20 protein-coding genes are annotated in these 15,587 nt (G+C 44.6%); 17 read left to right on the forward strand and 3 right to left on the reverse strand.

Features of this window, described 5'->3' with window-relative positions; translation table 11 throughout:
• Positions 1 to 22 precede the first annotated feature (22 nt).
• The gene (locus LRM47_RS00535) at positions 23 to 337 is read left to right on the forward strand and encodes a DUF5663 domain-containing protein (protein WP_243822390.1); all 315 of its coding nucleotides are present in this window, start codon (positions 23 to 25) and stop codon (positions 335 to 337) included.
• Positions 338 to 399: 62 nt separating this feature from the next.
• Positions 400 to 828 carry a DUF5663 domain-containing protein gene (locus tag LRM47_RS00540; RefSeq protein WP_243822391.1) on the forward strand — a complete coding sequence of 143 codons (429 nt, stop codon included), beginning with the start codon at positions 400 to 402 and terminating at the stop codon, positions 826 to 828.
• 45 nt (positions 829 to 873) lie between these two features.
• On the opposite strand, the gene fmt is transcribed toward LRM47_RS00540, so the two are convergent.
• From fmt to priA, 3 genes are read right to left on the reverse strand one after another with little or no spacing between them, the layout of a single operon-like run.
• A complete protein-coding gene (fmt, locus tag LRM47_RS00545; RefSeq protein ID WP_243822392.1) occupies positions 874 to 1,758 on the reverse strand; it encodes a methionyl-tRNA formyltransferase in 885 nt (294 codons plus the stop codon).
• On the reverse strand, positions 1,718 to 2,293 hold the full coding sequence (def, locus tag LRM47_RS00550; protein ID WP_243822393.1) for a peptide deformylase: 576 nt from the start codon (positions 2,291 to 2,293) through the stop codon (positions 1,718 to 1,720). Before def ends, fmt begins: the two co-directional genes overlap by 41 nt.
• Positions 2,294 to 2,313: 20 nt before the next feature.
• Positions 2,314 to 4,254 (reverse strand): replication restart helicase PriA, encoded by a 1,941-nt coding sequence (gene priA, locus LRM47_RS00555; RefSeq protein WP_243822394.1) that lies wholly within the window; start codon positions 4,252 to 4,254, stop codon positions 2,314 to 2,316.
• A 39-nt stretch (positions 4,255 to 4,293) separates the two neighbouring features.
• Between priA and LRM47_RS00560 the strand changes: the two genes are divergently transcribed.
• The 15 genes from LRM47_RS00560 to LRM47_RS00630 form a co-directional block, all read left to right on the forward strand.
• On the forward strand, positions 4,294 to 4,953 hold the full coding sequence (locus tag LRM47_RS00560; RefSeq protein ID WP_243822395.1) for a phosphoribosyltransferase: 660 nt from the start codon (positions 4,294 to 4,296) through the stop codon (positions 4,951 to 4,953).
• Positions 4,954 to 5,018: 65 nt separating this feature from the next.
• Complete coding sequence (locus LRM47_RS00565) at positions 5,019 to 5,321, forward strand: helix-turn-helix domain-containing protein (RefSeq protein ID WP_129632285.1); 303 nt, start codon at positions 5,019 to 5,021, stop codon at positions 5,319 to 5,321.
• Positions 5,321 to 6,949: a single-stranded-DNA-specific exonuclease RecJ gene (gene recJ, locus LRM47_RS00570; RefSeq protein WP_243822396.1), complete on the forward strand. Its 1,629-nt coding sequence runs from the start codon at positions 5,321 to 5,323 to the stop codon at positions 6,947 to 6,949. Before LRM47_RS00565 ends, recJ begins: the two co-directional genes overlap by 1 nt.
• Before the next feature lie 76 nt (positions 6,950 to 7,025).
• Complete coding sequence (locus tag LRM47_RS00575; RefSeq protein WP_243822397.1) at positions 7,026 to 8,165, forward strand: alpha/beta hydrolase family protein; 1,140 nt, start codon at positions 7,026 to 7,028, stop codon at positions 8,163 to 8,165.
• 119 nt (positions 8,166 to 8,284) lie between these two features.
• Positions 8,285 to 8,797 (forward strand): hypothetical protein, encoded by a 513-nt coding sequence (locus tag LRM47_RS00580; RefSeq protein WP_243822398.1) that lies wholly within the window; start codon positions 8,285 to 8,287, stop codon positions 8,795 to 8,797.
• 44 nt (positions 8,798 to 8,841) lie between these two features.
• Entirely contained in the window at positions 8,842 to 9,057 is a 216-nt protein-coding gene (locus LRM47_RS00585) for a 30S ribosomal protein S21 (RefSeq protein WP_039326918.1), read from the forward strand.
• Positions 9,057 to 9,515 (forward strand): GatB/YqeY domain-containing protein, encoded by a 459-nt coding sequence (locus LRM47_RS00590; RefSeq protein ID WP_243822399.1) that lies wholly within the window; start codon positions 9,057 to 9,059, stop codon positions 9,513 to 9,515. The genes LRM47_RS00585 and LRM47_RS00590 overlap by 1 nt, the downstream gene beginning before the upstream one ends.
• 8 nt (positions 9,516 to 9,523) lie before the next feature.
• Entirely contained in the window at positions 9,524 to 10,081 is a 558-nt protein-coding gene (locus LRM47_RS00595) for an adenylate kinase family protein (protein ID WP_243822400.1), read from the forward strand.
• On the forward strand, positions 10,078 to 10,845 hold the full coding sequence (map, locus tag LRM47_RS00600) for a type I methionyl aminopeptidase (RefSeq protein ID WP_243822401.1): 768 nt from the start codon (positions 10,078 to 10,080) through the stop codon (positions 10,843 to 10,845). Before LRM47_RS00595 ends, map begins: the two co-directional genes overlap by 4 nt.
• A gap of 47 nt (positions 10,846 to 10,892) precedes the next feature.
• The gene (ftsA, locus tag LRM47_RS00605; protein ID WP_129632303.1) at positions 10,893 to 12,119 is read left to right on the forward strand and encodes a cell division protein FtsA; all 1,227 of its coding nucleotides are present in this window, start codon (positions 10,893 to 10,895) and stop codon (positions 12,117 to 12,119) included.
• A 37-nt stretch (positions 12,120 to 12,156) separates the two neighbouring features.
• Positions 12,157 to 13,350, forward strand: coding sequence for a cell division protein FtsZ (gene ftsZ / locus LRM47_RS00610; protein WP_129634948.1), 1,194 nt, complete (start codon positions 12,157 to 12,159; stop codon positions 13,348 to 13,350).
• A gap of 5 nt (positions 13,351 to 13,355) precedes the next feature.
• Positions 13,356 to 13,811, forward strand: coding sequence for a transcriptional regulator NrdR (nrdR, locus tag LRM47_RS00615; protein ID WP_129632309.1), 456 nt, complete (start codon positions 13,356 to 13,358; stop codon positions 13,809 to 13,811).
• Positions 13,811 to 14,068, forward strand: coding sequence for a hypothetical protein (locus tag LRM47_RS00620; protein ID WP_129634950.1), 258 nt, complete (start codon positions 13,811 to 13,813; stop codon positions 14,066 to 14,068). The genes nrdR and LRM47_RS00620 overlap by 1 nt, the downstream gene beginning before the upstream one ends.
• Positions 14,061 to 14,669: a vitamin K epoxide reductase family protein gene (locus LRM47_RS00625; protein ID WP_243822402.1), complete on the forward strand. Its 609-nt coding sequence runs from the start codon at positions 14,061 to 14,063 to the stop codon at positions 14,667 to 14,669. Before LRM47_RS00620 ends, LRM47_RS00625 begins: the two co-directional genes overlap by 8 nt.
• A 108-nt stretch (positions 14,670 to 14,777) precedes the next feature.
• The coding region (locus tag LRM47_RS00630; RefSeq protein ID WP_243822403.1) for an RCC1 domain-containing protein at positions 14,778 to 15,587 on the forward strand (810 nt) is incomplete at its 3' end.

The raw sequence follows: 15,587 nt of genomic DNA on the forward strand, positions 1-15,587 counted from the left end.
AAATAAACAAGGAGATAAAAAAATGTTTGAAATTACTGACGAATTCTTAGCACAGGCTGGTTTTGGATCACTACCCACAGATAAGAAAGAGCAGATGAGGGAAGATGTAACTAACAGCGTCCAGGATAAGATCATAAGGAAGATTTTACTAGCTGTTGGCGAAGCGAAGCTGGACGAGTTTATAAAATTACTGGACGGAGACGATGTTCCCGCGGTGCTTAATTGGTGTGTAAATAATGGCGTTAATTTAACGGAAATTGTTCAAAACTCGATGAATGAGACTATGATTGAGCTGCAAAAATTATACAATGACGCGCTGAATATGATGCGTGGATAGTAATATTAAACAGTTACTGGTATAATTTAACTTAATCATATAGACGAAAGAAAAGGAGGACTATGTTCCAACTGAATGAAGAATTTCTTAAAGAATTGGGGCTGGACCAGCTGCCGGAAGATCAGCAAAAATCGTTGTTGCAGCATATTTATAGCGAGTTAGAGCTTCGAGTTGGCGAACGATTAAGCCAGGGAATGAGCGATGCTCAGTTGGAGGAGTTTGCGGGAATTATCGATAAAACTCCGGGTGCTGTGGATGACTTTCTGATGAAACACGCGCCTAATTATCAACAGGAACCAATGTTGCAGAAAATGTCGCAAGCTTCAGGTTTGCCAGTTGACGATCCGCGTCTGAAGGATGAATTTGCAGCTACTAAGTGGCTGGAGGTTAATCGACCAGATTATCGTGACGTTGTGGCTGCAGTGATGGCTGATTTGAAAAAGGAAATTATAGCGAATAAAGATGCCATTTTAGGTTCAATCCAAGCGTAATTTTATGCGGATGATAGAAATAACCCCCTTATGTGGGGTTATTTTTTATTTGTAGCCTCTTAGGTAGTCTTCTGCGGTCATTGTTTTTCCGCTGGGCGCGATGAGCTCGTCAATAATTAAATAGTTGCCGTCGGCAAATTTTTTATCAAGATGAGAATTCGGAGTTTTGTCGCAATGAGATTTCGTGATAATGATATCTCGATCGTCAATTGTCATTCGGCTACGCGGAAACCCGAGGTGTGCGCGGACGTGAGCTTCACCTTCGACGGCGGTCATACGCTCCGTATCGAGCCATGAATCGTCCTTGCTTAATAGTTGACAGTACGAAGCCTGAGAATTGTCCTGTGGTGTTGGCTGGAGACTCCCATTGATGATGTTTGGCAGGTTTTTTATTAGCAGAGAAGTGCCGTCGTGAAATAATTTGTCGTATAATTCGAACTTTGTTTCTTTTCCAGTGAGAGGTTGTCGAGTTTGGATGTATATGGGGCCGGCATCCATTTTACTATCAAGTTGCATTATCGATACGCCAGTTTCGGTATCTCTATTGGCTATAGCTGATTCAATGGGTGAAGGCCCTCGATATTTTGGCAGTAGAGAAGGGTGGACGTTGATAATTCCCGGTGTAAATAAGTCGATAATTGACTGGGGAATGATTTTTCCGTACGCAACCAAAACTCCCGTTACTGACTGAAGTTGTTTTATATAGTCGGTAATTTCACTGACTTTGTTTGGCTGCAAAACTGGAATATTGTGAGATTTAGCGAATGTTTTTACTGGAGGTTCAGTAAGTTTGTGTCCGCGACCGCGCTTAGTGTCAGGTTTGGTAATAACGCAAACAACGTTAAATTCCTCTTCAACGAGAGCTTCTAAAGTAATTAGGCTGTAATTTTCAGTTCCAAAGAATACTATTTTCGGCGATATCTTTGTCATAATCTAACGGTTGCAACTCGCCTTTCTCGTCGAGTGTATAAAAAGCGTCTTTCTTGTCCTTAATATGGTCTATAAAAACTAATCCATTGCAGTGGTCTATCTCGTGCTGCAATACGCGCGCCAAAAATCCTTCGGCTTTAATTCGCACTTCTTCGCCATCTAAATTCATGGCTTTTACGCGAATTTTACTATAGCGAGGAACTTTTCCGTAAATACTTTTAACGCTTAAGCATCCCTCAAAATCTTCGACAATTTCACCTTCATATTTCACGATTTCTGGATTGATAAGAGTAATGAATTCGCGAGTTGATTTTCTCTCAAAGTCGGCTCGAACAATCACAACACGCTCTAATTTATCGACTTGCACAGCAGCCAGGGCGGCACTAATTTCGTGAGGTCTGGAATCTTCCCAGTCCAGCGCGGCTGCGGTCATTTCGTCTGCCAGTTTTACAACATCATTAGTAACAACGTGGATTTTCGATGATTTTTGGCGAAGATGTGGGTTTGGTAATGTGATAATATCGTCTTTTGTCATTGATATAATTATACCAGAAATTACAGTAGACTTACAGGATCGAGCTCGTACTGCCAGTGTGATGACGGCAGGAAATTCAAGGCGTCAAGAAGCTCTTGTCGTTTGGGGCTTTTTACTACGATTTGCCAGCGATATGTATCGCGGACGCGCTCATAAAAAGTGGGCGTTGGTCCAAAAACTTCAATGTCGTCAAACTTAGATTTTAATAGTTCGGACAATTTTTTAGCGTTTCTTATGGCGGCGGCTTCGGTTTTATAAACGCAGGTTAGTTTTAATAAGTAAGTGAAGGGTGGAAAGTTGGTTTTTTGTCGTTGAGATATGGTTCTTTGATAAAATTCTGTATAGTTTTGAGATAGTCCGTTTGTGATGGATGGGTGACTTGGCTGATACGACTGGACGACAACTTCTGTTGGTGTGCTTGACCTGCCGACGCGGCCGACGACTTGGGCGAGCAATTGGAATGTTCGTTCGGGCGATGAATAGTCAGGGAGGGAAAGTCCGGTGTCGGCTTGAATGACTCCGACGACTGTTAAATGCGGTAAGTCCAGTCCTTTGGCGATAACTTGCGTGCCGATAATTATATCTATTTCGCCATTTTTCAGTTCATCATAACGCTCGTCCACGGTAGCTTTCAAATCGGTGTCTTTATCAAATCGAGCAATTTTTTTGTTCGGGAATAACCTCTGTAATTCGTCTTCAATTCGCTTAGTTCCGATACCTTTATGAATGATGTCGGCGTTTTTACATTCAGGGCAACTAGTAGGAACTTTGGTTGAAAAACCGCAAATGTGGCATGACAATTTATGACTATCCGCGTGCAGAGTGAGCGGAATAAAACAGCGTGGACAGCCAGCCTGCCAGCCGCAGTTGTCGCATAATGTGATTGATGCTGTGCCGCGCCGATTGTGAAAAATAAGAACTTGCTCATTTTTTGATAATGCTGTGTTTATAGATTTCAGAAGTGGGTCAGAGAGGAATTGATGTTGAGTAAAATTGTTGCGCTTTGTCATATCGACCAGCGTCACGTTGGGGCGAACGGTGTCTGGTCTTGCTGGTTTTGTCATTGTGATGATTGGCGTGTTTGATTTTTTGGCAACGTAATAGTCGGCGACTGCTGGAGTGGCGCTACCTAGAATTAGTTTGCCGCGATGTTGATTTGTAAGGACTGAGGCGACGCGGAGGGCTGAATATCGAGGGGACTGCTCCTGCTTGAAGCTCGGTTCATGACACTCATCAATTACCACAAGTCCAAGTTGTTGCACGGGCGCAAAAAGAGCAGATCGTGGACCGATGATTACTACTGGATCGTTTGAGCTGATGACTCTTTTCCAGATTGCATATCGTTGAGCTTCGGTTTGTTTGGAATGGGTAACTATGACATTTGGTAGATGAGCGGAAAACTCAGCAACCAGTTGTGAGGTTAGGGCGATTTCGGGGACTAAAATTATTGATGATCGCTCTTCTTTTAAGGTTTGTTTTGCGGCTTCTATATATACTAAAGTTTTTCCTGAGCCAGTTACTCCGTGTAAAAGTGCCGTTCCAGAATGGAGATTTTCGATGGCCTGGAGGGCTGATTTTTGCTCATCTGTGAATACATTTTTTGTTCGATTTTCTGCTGGATTAACTGGGGTGGACTGGTTAATTGAGCGACGTTTTTTAGATAATCCGCTGGGTAAAATTGCTTGCCAGACGGTCGCTTGGTGTGTAGCGTAATATTTACTCATCCATATAGCAGTTTGAACGAGTTCGATTGGCAAGGGATATTCTTCAATGATTTTACTAATTGGCTTGACTTCAAAATCTGGTTGGCGAACTTCTTGTAGAACTACGCCAATAGCGTTAATTTTGCCGATTTCTATAGCGACAATCGTTCCGGTCGGCAGTCTTTCCTCTGAAGAATACGTAAACGAACTTGCGTCGGCGCGGACGATTCTTGTTGGCGAAACCAAATAGTAATGCATGTTTATATTATATCGCGAAAAAAATGCTAAAATAAGCATATGTATTTTGAGAGTCGTTCGCAGGCTGGGGCAATTCTGGCTGATCAAGTACTGGAAAAGTATCGCTATGAAAACTGCGCAGTGGTTGCAATTGGCGAAGGTGGCGTGCTGATCGGCGAGCAAATTGCAGTGAAGCTTCACTGTGTCCTCATGATGTTGCTTAGCGAAGGGATTGAGATTCCTGGGGAAAGTTTAAGTATCGGGGCGATGTCGCAGTCTGGGCAATTTACGTATAATAGTCAATTTTCTGACGGCGAAATTAATGAATATACTAGTGAATTTCACGGTTATCTGGAAGAGAAAAAGCGCGAGGCTCATCAGAAAATGAATAGACTTTTGGGTGATGGTGGAATCATCGATAAGGATATGCTAAAGGATCGGGTGGTGATTTTGGCGAGTGATGGTTTTGGTGATGATTTGTCGGTTTTGGACGTGGCTTTGAGTTTTCTGAAGTCTGTTCGGATTGAGAAATTGGTGATTGCGGTGCCGTTTTGCAGTGTGGCGGCGGTGGATAAATTGCACATGACGGTTGATGAAATGCATATCTTGGATGTGAAGGAGAATTTTATGGGATTAAATCATTATTATGAGGACAATACATTGCCGTCCAAAGAGGAAACGATAGCGAAAATTAATCAGGTTATTTTGAATTGGAAGTAAAAAAACTTGTCGGGTGTTGTAAAATTGTGATAAACTCTAAATAAGAAAGATGCGTTAGGGAGGTTATGTTAGACGTTTTTATTACATCTAGGGTGCGGCGAAAAATTGTAGTAGTATACGCTAAGTATCCTGATTTTCACACACATGTTCGCGGATTGGCAAAGCTAATTAAGGAAGATCCTGGAAATATTCAACGAGAATTGAAGCGACTAGAAAAGGTTGGATTTTTGCAGAGTGAAAAGCAAGGTAACTCACGTACGTATTTCACTAATAAACAATTCCCAATTTTTAAGGAATTGCAAAGTATGGTGATTAAATCTCAGCAATATTCAGCGCGATCAAAGCGTGGCATGGCTGATAAAGACTAATGACATTATTTGAGAAAATTTTAGCGGCTCGAGGCTTGACTACGCGTGCGGCGCGTGAAGAATTTTTGCATCCGAATTACGCGTCAGTAAAGCACGATCCGTTTTTATTGCCAGATATGAGAAAAGCGGTGGATCGCCTGAAAAAGGCGCACGCTGAGGGTGAGAAAATTGTTATTTATGGCGATTATGATATTGACGGGCTGAGCGCGACGGCAATTTTACTGGATGCGTTTGGCAAGTTTGGCTTTAAGGAAGTTGATGCATTTATTCCGAATCGGTTTGTTGAGGGTTATGGAATGACGATAGGCGCCGTTGATAAGGTGCGAAATATGGGCGCGGATTTGATTGTCACGGTTGATACGGGAAGTTTGTGCCATGCGGAAATTGAATATGCATCGAGTTTGGGAATTGATACGGTGGTGACTGATCACCATAATGTTGCTGAGACTCCACCGCCGAGTATTGCCGCGGTCAATCCGAAGTTTCCTGGTCATAAATATCCGTTCCGCGATTTATGCGGCGCGGGTGTGGCGTTTAAATTGGTGCAAGCTCTGCAAACTGAACTAGGCGGACTGCCAGATGGTTACGAGAAGTGGCTATTGGATCTGGTGGCGCTGGGAACGGTTTGCGACATAGTTACGTTGGCGGATGAAAATAGAGCGAATGTCTATTGGGGCTTGGAGGTTTTGAAAAAGCAGAAGCGTCCTGGTTTGAAGGCATTGATGTCGGTGGCGGGAATTGATCCAGAGAGGGTTAATGCTAGGCATTTGGGGTTTGGTTTGGGTCCGCGAATGAACGCGGCGGGTAGACTGGAGACGGCGCAATATGCTCTGGATATGCTGACGGCGAATGATGGGCTGGAGGCGTTGGAGGCTAGCGAAAAGCTGGAAGAATTGAACATTAAGCGTCGCAGTATTCAGGACGAGATTTTTGACGAAGCTTGCCAGCAGGCGGACAATATGACTGATGATCGAGTTTTGGTGGTGAATAGCGGCAATTGGAATCACGGGGTTATCGGCATCGTGGCGTCAAAGTTGGTTGAGAAATATAAGAAGCCAGTTTTTATAATTGGCGAGCGTGGTGACGAGGCTACGGGTTCGGCGCGAAGTTTTGGTGATTTTTCCGCAGCTGACGCGGTTCGTGCAGCTGACGACATCATTATTAAAGGTGGTGGTCACGGAGCGGCGGCGGGCGTGACGCTGGCGACCGAGAGAATTGACGATTTTAGGCGACGAGTGAATGAGTTTTACGATTCGCTGCAATTAAAAAATCAGGAATTATATTTGTTGCCGAGGGCTGATGTTGAGATTGACGATTTTTCGGAAATTAATGAGGAGCTGATTGATAATTTGGCGAAGATGGAACCGTTTGGCAATGGTAACGCGGAGCCTATATTGAAAATAACTGAAGCGACGGTTTTAAATGTGAGGAGAATGGGTGCGGATGGGCAACACGTGAAATTGACCTTACGTGATAAAAATGACGTTGCGCTGCAAATGCTGGCTTTTAATGCACCAGAAGAATTTTTCCGTGAAGTGGGCGACGAAGTATCTGCTTGGTTTCAGCCGACCGTAAATGAATGGCAGGGAATGCGGTATGTTGAGGGGCGATTATTGCATTTGACTTAGGTGTAATAGTTGCATTACTTAGATATATATTGTATAATAAATCCAGTAGTTTAAATTTATTTGGAGTGAAGTTCTTGTGAAATCGGAAAAACTTTGGGTGCCGTCATCTAAACCTACAGATTATGGCTTTGAGAATGGTCTACAGGTCGCCAAGATTGATAGCGGCTTAAGACAGGGAAAGACTATACAACTTGCTACGCAGGAAGATATGCGTCGCTTGGCTGAGGAATCTTACAATTCAAACCACATGAATAAGACTGTTGAACAACTGAGAGATCAGCGCTATATTCGTGTATTTAGTGGACTAGGCAGGGTTGGGCTTGAAGTCGCGATATTTGGTAATGAAAATGCGAATAAGATTCAGGCTGTTTTGTATGGATGGGGAGGAGATGACCATAATCCAGTCGCAATTCGAGAAGCCTCCGTTCTGGCGTGCGGGAATCCGGATACAGCTATTGTGGTTGTGAATATGCCGGGAGTGGGCAATTCTGGGATGTTGCCCGAGTCTGTTCGTAAGGAGATACGAAAGACTGGTAGCTACGATAGCTTAGGGGAATATGTTGGTTCAGTAATTGACCATGTCGCGAAAGATTTCGACGAGGTTAGTGTTGGTGGGCATTCTTTGGGCGGTCGTGTTGCGACGTCGTCAGTTGCTCACATGGAATCTAAGGTTAATGAGTTACGACTATTCGATCCGGTGGGATCGCGTAAAATGGGGATTATTGCTTTGGGGTGGAATTTCATAGGAAAAGAAGGCATGGAATTGATACGTTACGGCAAGAAATCATTGAGTCCAAGCGCAAAAGAACTGGGCTTGAAGTTCTTGCAGAGAGAAGATCCTAAAGTTATTGAGGAGGTTGGTAAACTCTTAGGAGAGTCAAGTGTCGAGTTTGCTCCGCCGAAACAAGGTTGGCGCCAGCAATTCCTTACTGATCCTTTTGCCTTAAGTAATGATGGCTTATTGGAAGATTTATTGAAAGCCGCGCCAAATGTCCGAAACAATATTATTATATTTGTACCCGAAGGTAGTCATTTGACTAATATGCGTGACATGGCTCGCATTGTCGGTATTGTGAATGGTGAGCCTAAGTCGACAAGTGCTGAAGTCGGACTATATGGAATTTTGAACAACCACACTCACAATGTCATGAACGACCCTACTGTGTTAGCGATTGTGTATGGCGCTGACACTAAAGATCTCGCCTTGTCCGCCTAAAGCTTGCAGGGTGATTATTGCATTTGGCTTAGGTGTAATAGTTTCATTACTTGTAGAGTAGTGTATTATAGTGTAGTAATACTTTTTAAGTAGAGGGTGATTTTAGGAGTTGTGGTAATATGAGAAACTATGAAAATTTTACTGAAATTGGGCGTGGAGAAGGTTTGACGGAAGGTGAGTTGCGAACAATGGGCGCGTTAGCAATGAAAGCAACTGAAGAGCTTAAAAAAACTACCATTAGGAAAGAGGCTGTCTTATTAGGGAGCGTTCCATTTGGTTCTTGGGACGAATTCGCAAAAGCTGCACAAGAAATGGCTGCACATAGTTATGAGCCTATTCCAGTTAAAATTAATACAAAAAGGCTTATAGCAACAGCATCCCTAGATGATGGAGGAGAGATGTCTGTAGAAGAGCGTTCCGTACCTGAGGAGGTGTTTATAGACTTGTCAAGAACGAGGTGTGTTGTGGATGCGGATAGAAGTCATAAGTCGTATAAATTCACGTGCCCAGTACTTGAGAAATTTCCAGATGGAGAGCTCTACCCAATACGCGAGATGTATGTTATATCGGCAATAGATGTTAACGGTAGCCAAGAAGTGGATTTCAAGATTATTTATGGCAACCTTAACTAAACCTAGTTGGCAAATACTTTCTTATCTGTTATAATGTTTGCAGTATGGTACAAGTAACACGTAAAGATCAGAAGGAAGCGAACGAAAATATCATTCGTCGTTTCAACCGCAGGGTTTTGCAAAGCGGTGTTTTGGCTCGCGCTAAGAGCGTTATGCGTTTTGAAAAACCAATTTCAAAGACCGAGCGTCGTAAAAAAGCTATTATTCGCCGCGAGCGACGAGCTGAAAAAACGGCAAAAATGCGCCTAGGGGTGCGTTAATGTCTGCGCTAAAAGAGCGCATTACTAGTGAAATGAAAGCCGCTCTATTGAGCGGCGATCGTTTTCGTGGTGATGTTTTGCGTAATCTAAAGGCAGCAATCTTAAACGAAGAAGTTTCTTTGGGCAAGCGAGAAAACGGCTTGGATGATACTGAAATTGAAAAAGTCGTTGCTCGAGAAGTGAAAAAGCGCGTCGAAAGTGCGGATTTATATCGAAAGAACGACCGTGCGGAGTTGGCGGAACCTGAAGAAAAAGAAGCGGAAATTTTACGAGAATTTTTGCCAGAGCAACTTGGTGAGGCGGAAATTGCCAAAATTGTAGATGAGATTGTTGCGGGTATGAACGATGTTTCAATTCAGAAAATGGGACAAGTTATTGGCGCGGTAAAAAGTAAGGTTGGCAATGCTGCGGATGGCGCGTTGGTGGCAAAAATTGTTAAAGAAAAACTCACAAAATAGGAGGAAAAATGATTGTATTTTTTGGGCCGGCGGGTGCTGGTAAGAGTGTGCAGGGGCAGATTTTAGCGGCGCGTCACGGTTGGCGATGGCTTAGCGCCGGGCAGTTGTTGCGCGATACTCACGATGGCGAATTGATTCACCGTATGCAATCTGGCGAACTGGTGCCAGTAGAAACTATCAACGGTTTAATGGGCGAGGCTCTTAATAAAGCTAAGGATATTAATGGTGTAATTTTGGACGGCTATCCAAGGCAATTAGAGCAAGCTAAATGGCTGATTGAGTCGCGTTCACATCACGGAAAAGATGTTAAGTTGGTGATTGTGCTGGAAGTTCCGCGCGATGAAATTCTGGAGCGTTTGAGGGTTCGCGGTCGAGTTGACGACACGCCTGAAGCAATCGACAAACGGCTCAGTATTTATCGAGGTGAAATTTACCCGATGTTGAACTATTTGAATGACAATGGTGTTCCAATTGTGCATATGAGCGGCGTTGGGACTGTTGGTCAAGTTCATGATGAAATCGAGAGAGAGCTGGTCAGTCGCGGTATCGTTGAGGGCGTAAAATGAGTCAATTGATTACCGGAGAAAAAACGCCGCAACAGATGAAAGATATGCGCGAGTGTGGCAAAATGCTTGCGATAATTTACGATGAATTGAAAAAATCCGTAACGGCTGGAATGAGTGAACTGGACGCTAATGATTTTGTAGCCAAGAGAATTAAAGATTTTGGCGCAGAAGCGACTTATCTTACAGACGAAGTGAAGTTCCCGGGAGTGATCTGTATATCGACGAACGAGCAATTGGTGCACTCTTTTCCGACCGAATATGTTTTTGAAAAGGGCGATGTGGTCAGCTTCGATTTGGTGATTGGCTATCGTGGAATGAAGACGGATAGTGCCTTTACTATGGTTGTTGATGAGGAGCCTAAGGGTGCGAAGAAACATTTATTGCACGCAACAGAACAGAGTTTATATGCTGGAATTGACGCGATAACTGGCGATGGAACGCGAGTTGGCGATATTTCAGCGGGGGTGGAAGCTGTGTTGAAGAAGGCTAAACTTGGTATAATCCGTGAATTGGTTGGTCATGGTGTGGGGCTGAGTATGCATATGGAGCCAGAAATTCCGAATTACGGCAGGCGAGGAACTGGTCCGATGCTGCACGCTGGCGACACAATTGCAATTGAACCGATGGCGAGCTTGGGTGGTGAGAAAATTATTACCGACAGCGACGGCTGGACAATTAGTATGAAAGACGGCAGTCTGGGTGCGCATTTTGAGCATACGGTATTGATTACTGAAACTGGCGCTGAAATTCTGACGAAGCTTTAGGCTAATTCGCTTGCCAAATTATAGGCATAACCTGTATAATAGAGCTTATGCAGGAGCAATCTCGATATGTGGTAGGAATTGATATTGGCACAAAAAACGTGCGCTGTGTCGTTGGTTATATTGATGCAGAGAATGGTGCGCCAAAAATTGTTGGTGTCGGTGAAGCGCCGAATAGCGGAATGCGAAAGGGAACCGTAACGAATTTGAGTGGCCCAGCTGAGGCTATTGATAAGGCCCTGGAGCCAGCTGAGCGAATGAGCGGTCATCAGATTAACGCAGCCACATTGAGCATTAACGGCTCTCATTTATTAAGTACTAAGGCTGACGGAATGATTACCGTTGGAACTGTTAATAATGAAGTTACTCATGATGATATATTGAGGCTGGAGGAAGTTGCTACAACTGGAAAAGTGCCACAGAATAGAGAGATTTTAGATATTATTGCACACGCGTATAGGCTGGATGGTCAGGATAATATTAAAGATCCAATCGGTATGACTGGTGCGCGTCTGGAAATTAGGGCGAATGTCGTGTCTGGCTTGGTCCCGCACATTACTAATTTACAGAAGTCGGCGGAAATGGCTAAGGTTGAGGCTGTGTCTGTTGTTCCGTCGGTTTTGGCAGCAGCTCAATCCGTTCTTACGGAAAGTCAGCGTGAAAATGGCGTTGCGGTGATTGATTTTGGTGCGGCAACTACAGGAATTGCTATTTACGAAGAGGGTGATTTGCAACATCTGGCGGTTATCCCAATGGGCGGTCAGAACGTAACGAACGATTTGGCTATTGGTCTTAGGACAGATCCGGAAATTGCGGAAGTTGTGAAATTGGCGCACGCGAGATTTGGCGGCGAGACTTTGGGTGAAGTTGAGACGAAGGTTGAAAAGCAGACATATAAGTTTAACCAAGAAGAAATTGACGAGATTGTTCAAGCGCGATACGAAGAGATTTTTGAGGCGATTGCTAAAGAGCTGAAGCGAGCTGGGCGATTAGGAAAGCTGCCGAGTGGCGTTGTGCTGGTTGGTGGTGCGGCGAAAGTCAAGGGTATGGTAGAGTTTACGAAAGATCAATTGAGCGTGGCGGCACGCTTGGGTGTTCCGGCTGGCTATAGCGGAGTTAGCGATGAAGTGAAAGGCGCGGAGTTTTCGGCTGCGGTTGGTCTGATGTTGATTGATTCTATGGGCATTTCGCAGCAGGTAAAACCGATAGTTGGCGCAAATGATGTCACTAAAAAAGCTGGCGGTTTACTTAAAAATATTTTCGCTAGATTTAAATAAATGATATACTTTATGTAAGGATTAAGAGAGGGAATATATGCCGCAAATACAACCAAGTGAAGTTCAAACATTTGCCAGCATAAAAGTCGTCGGTGTTGGCGGCGCTGGTGGTTCAGCTATTAACCGAATGAAAGACGCTGGTCTAACTGGTGTTCAATTTATTGCTATGAATACGGACGCTCAGGCGTTGCACAATTCGAAGGCTGACATAAAGATTCATCTTGGTCGTGACGCAACTAATGGTTTGGGTGCTGGTGCTGACCCTACTGTTGGCGAGGCCGCAGCTAATGAATCTCGCGACGAAATCAGGGAAGCGCTAGAAGGTGCGGATATGGTATTTGTGACAATTGGTGCTGGTGGTGGAACTGGTTCCGGTGCTGGTTATGTTGTGGCAGAAGTGGCGCGTGAACTTGGTATTTTGGTAGTTGGCGTGGCAACTCGACCGTTTAGCTTTGAGGGCGAAAAACGTCGAGTTAACGCGGATTGGGCGATTTCTCACTTGGGACGCGAGGTTGATACCTTGATTACTATTCCAAATGACAGATTGTTGCAAACTATTGATCGCCGAACGCCGCTACTGGAAACATTTAAGATTGCCGATGATGTTTTAAGGCAGGGTGTTCAGGGTATTTCTGAACTGATTACCGAGCATGGTTTGATTAATCTTGACTTTGCCGATGTTAAGGCAATTATGAGTAATGCCGGTTCGGCTCTGATGGGAATTGGACGAGCGAGCGGCGACGACCGAGCGGTTCAGGCGGCGCAACAAGCTATTGAAAGTCCTCTAATTGAGGTGTCGATTGATGGCGCCAAAGGTGTGCTGTTCAATGTAACTGGTGGCTACGATATGAGTATGGCGGAAATCCAGGAAGCTGCAGAAATTATTACTAGCGCTGTTAGTCCGAATGCCAACATTATTTTTGGTGCGACTTTGAAGCCGGAAATGGAAGACGAGCTGGTTATTACGGTGATTGCGACAGGATTTGATAGCGATACATTCCGTCAGCAGGAAGTTAGTTTGACTGTAGGCGACGACACGAAACCTGCTGAAACAGAAGTTGATGACGAAATGGTTAAAAATATTGACCTAGAGTTGGACAAGGAAGAATCTGCCGAAAGTTTTGCGACTGAGCCAGAAACTAATATTTGGGAAAATCCAACCGTTGAAGCTGACGATGATGAGGATGATACGCCGGCATTTCTGAGGCGACGAAAGAAGAACAAGGAGTAGATAAAATGGTGTTTAATATCGGCAATAGTCGCGTTATTGAATCACGCGAAGTTTCTGACGGTGCCGCAATTCGACGTCGCAGGGAAACCCCAGATGGTAAGCGATTTACTACGTATGAGCGAGTTGAAAAACCAAACCTGGCAGTGATAAAGAAAAATGGCGATCGCGAGTTGTTTGACCGGGTAAAATTGGCGAATTCGACGCGCCGTTCGGTCGGAAAATTCTTTAAGTCTGACGAGGAAGTCGATAACATCATCACGGCGGTTGAAGACTCTTTATACGCGCTGGGCGAATCGGAAGTTACGTCAAAACAGATTGGCGATCAAGTTTTGGACGAGCTAGAAAAACGCAACGAAGTGGCGTATGTTCGTTTCGCTAGTGTTTTTTACGAGTTTAAGACGTTGGACGATTTTGTGGAGATTTTAGCGAAGCGACGCAGTAAGGGCGAGCGGGAATTATAATGCGAGTAGTTGTGATTTATCGTTCGGAAAGCGATTATGCGCGCCGAGTTTCAGACTTTTTGCGTGATTTTAGCCGACAAACTGGTCGGGTTTTAGAGGAAATGAGCCCTGATTCTGCAGAAGGTAATAATTTTTGCGAAGTGTATGATATTGTGGAATATCCAACAATTATCGCACTGAGCGACAGTGGTCAATTGCAAAATCTTTGGCGTGGCTTACCGCTACCAACAATTAGCGAAGTGAGTTTTTATGTTTAGCAAAATCAGAAACTGGCTATTTCACGAAGATTTGAAAAAGCAAAATTTGGCGGCATTTGTAATGCTCGTCGGTAGTGGGCTAGGGCTATTGGCGTCATTTGTGTTGTCTATTGAATCTCTAGAATTAGCAAAAAACTCTCACGCTGTATTAAGTTGCGATTTTAGCTCGGCTCTGAGCTGTTCGGCGGTGGCGAATCATTGGTCGGCGGCTATTTTAGGATTCCCAAATAGTTTTATCGGCGTGATGACTTTGCCTGTTATGGTAACAATTGCAGTGGCGTTGCTGGCTGGCACTAAGTTTCCGCGCTGGTTTATGTTTGCGGCGCAGATTGGCGTCAGTGTTGGGTTTATTTTTGCGTTATGGATGTTCTATATGAGTTTTGTGGAAATAGGGGTGTTGTGTCCTTGGTGTCTAACACTTGATGTTGGCATGTTGCTAATTTTTGGTAGCATGACAAGATACAATATCCTAACTGGGGTTATCACTGGAAAAAAAGTAAAAAAATTTGTTCAAAATGATTATGACATAGTTCTACTGATGATAATCATCGCTTTGGCTGTTGTTATGATTTTGGTAAAATTTGGTGATCAATTATTATAAGAATTTTTATGTTATATTAAAAAACTTATGCTATAATGATAACCACAAGTTAATTATTAATAAAAATAGTAGAAGTCGAAGGTGCATCTTAATACGATGATGTCGGAAATGAATAAAAACCAAAGATTAATGATCAATCAGCGGCGATTTGCTGGTCCTCGGCTTGTTTTGTTTGCCAGCCTCATGATCTGTGTGGTCGTTGGCATATTCTTTATGGTTGGAAATCTATTGACTCGTCAGAGTAGTGCGACGGTGATGGGAGATATGGAATGGTCATTTAGTCAATTTACTTCTAACGGCGGCTACACCTGCGCCCTCACCACCACTGGTCAGGCCTACTGCTGGGGGGCGAATAACCAAGGTCAACTGGGCAACAACTCCACCACCAACTCCCGCATCCCAGTCGCCGTCCAAATGCCAGCCGGCGTCAGCTTCCAGTCCATTGCTGCCGGCAGCCTCCACACCTGCGCCCTCACCACCACTGGTCAGGCCTACTGCTGGGGGGCGAATAACCAAGGTCAACTGGGCAACAACTCCACCACCAACTCCCGCATCCCAGTCGCCGTCCAAATGCCAGCCGGCGTCAGCTTCCAGTCCATTGCTGCCGGCAGCCTCCACACCTGCGCCCTCACCACCACTGGTCAAGCCTACTGCTGGGGATATGGTGGTAGTGGTCAACTAGGCAACAACTCGACCGCTGTCTCCCGCATCCCAGTCGCCGTCCAAATGCCAGCCGGCGTCAGCTTCCAGTTTATCGCCGCTGGCCACGCCCACACCTGCGCCCTCACCACCACTGGTCAAGCCTACTGCTGGGGATATGGTGATCGATTAGGTAACAACTCCACCACCAACTCCCGCATCCCAGTCGCCGTCCAAATGCCAGCCGGCGTCAGCTTCCAGTCCATTGCTGCCGGCAGC

The organism is Candidatus Nanosynbacter sp. TM7-076 (genome assembly GCF_022828325.1).
Taxonomy (GTDB): Bacteria; Patescibacteriota; Saccharimonadia; order Saccharimonadales; family Saccharimonadaceae; genus Nanosynbacter.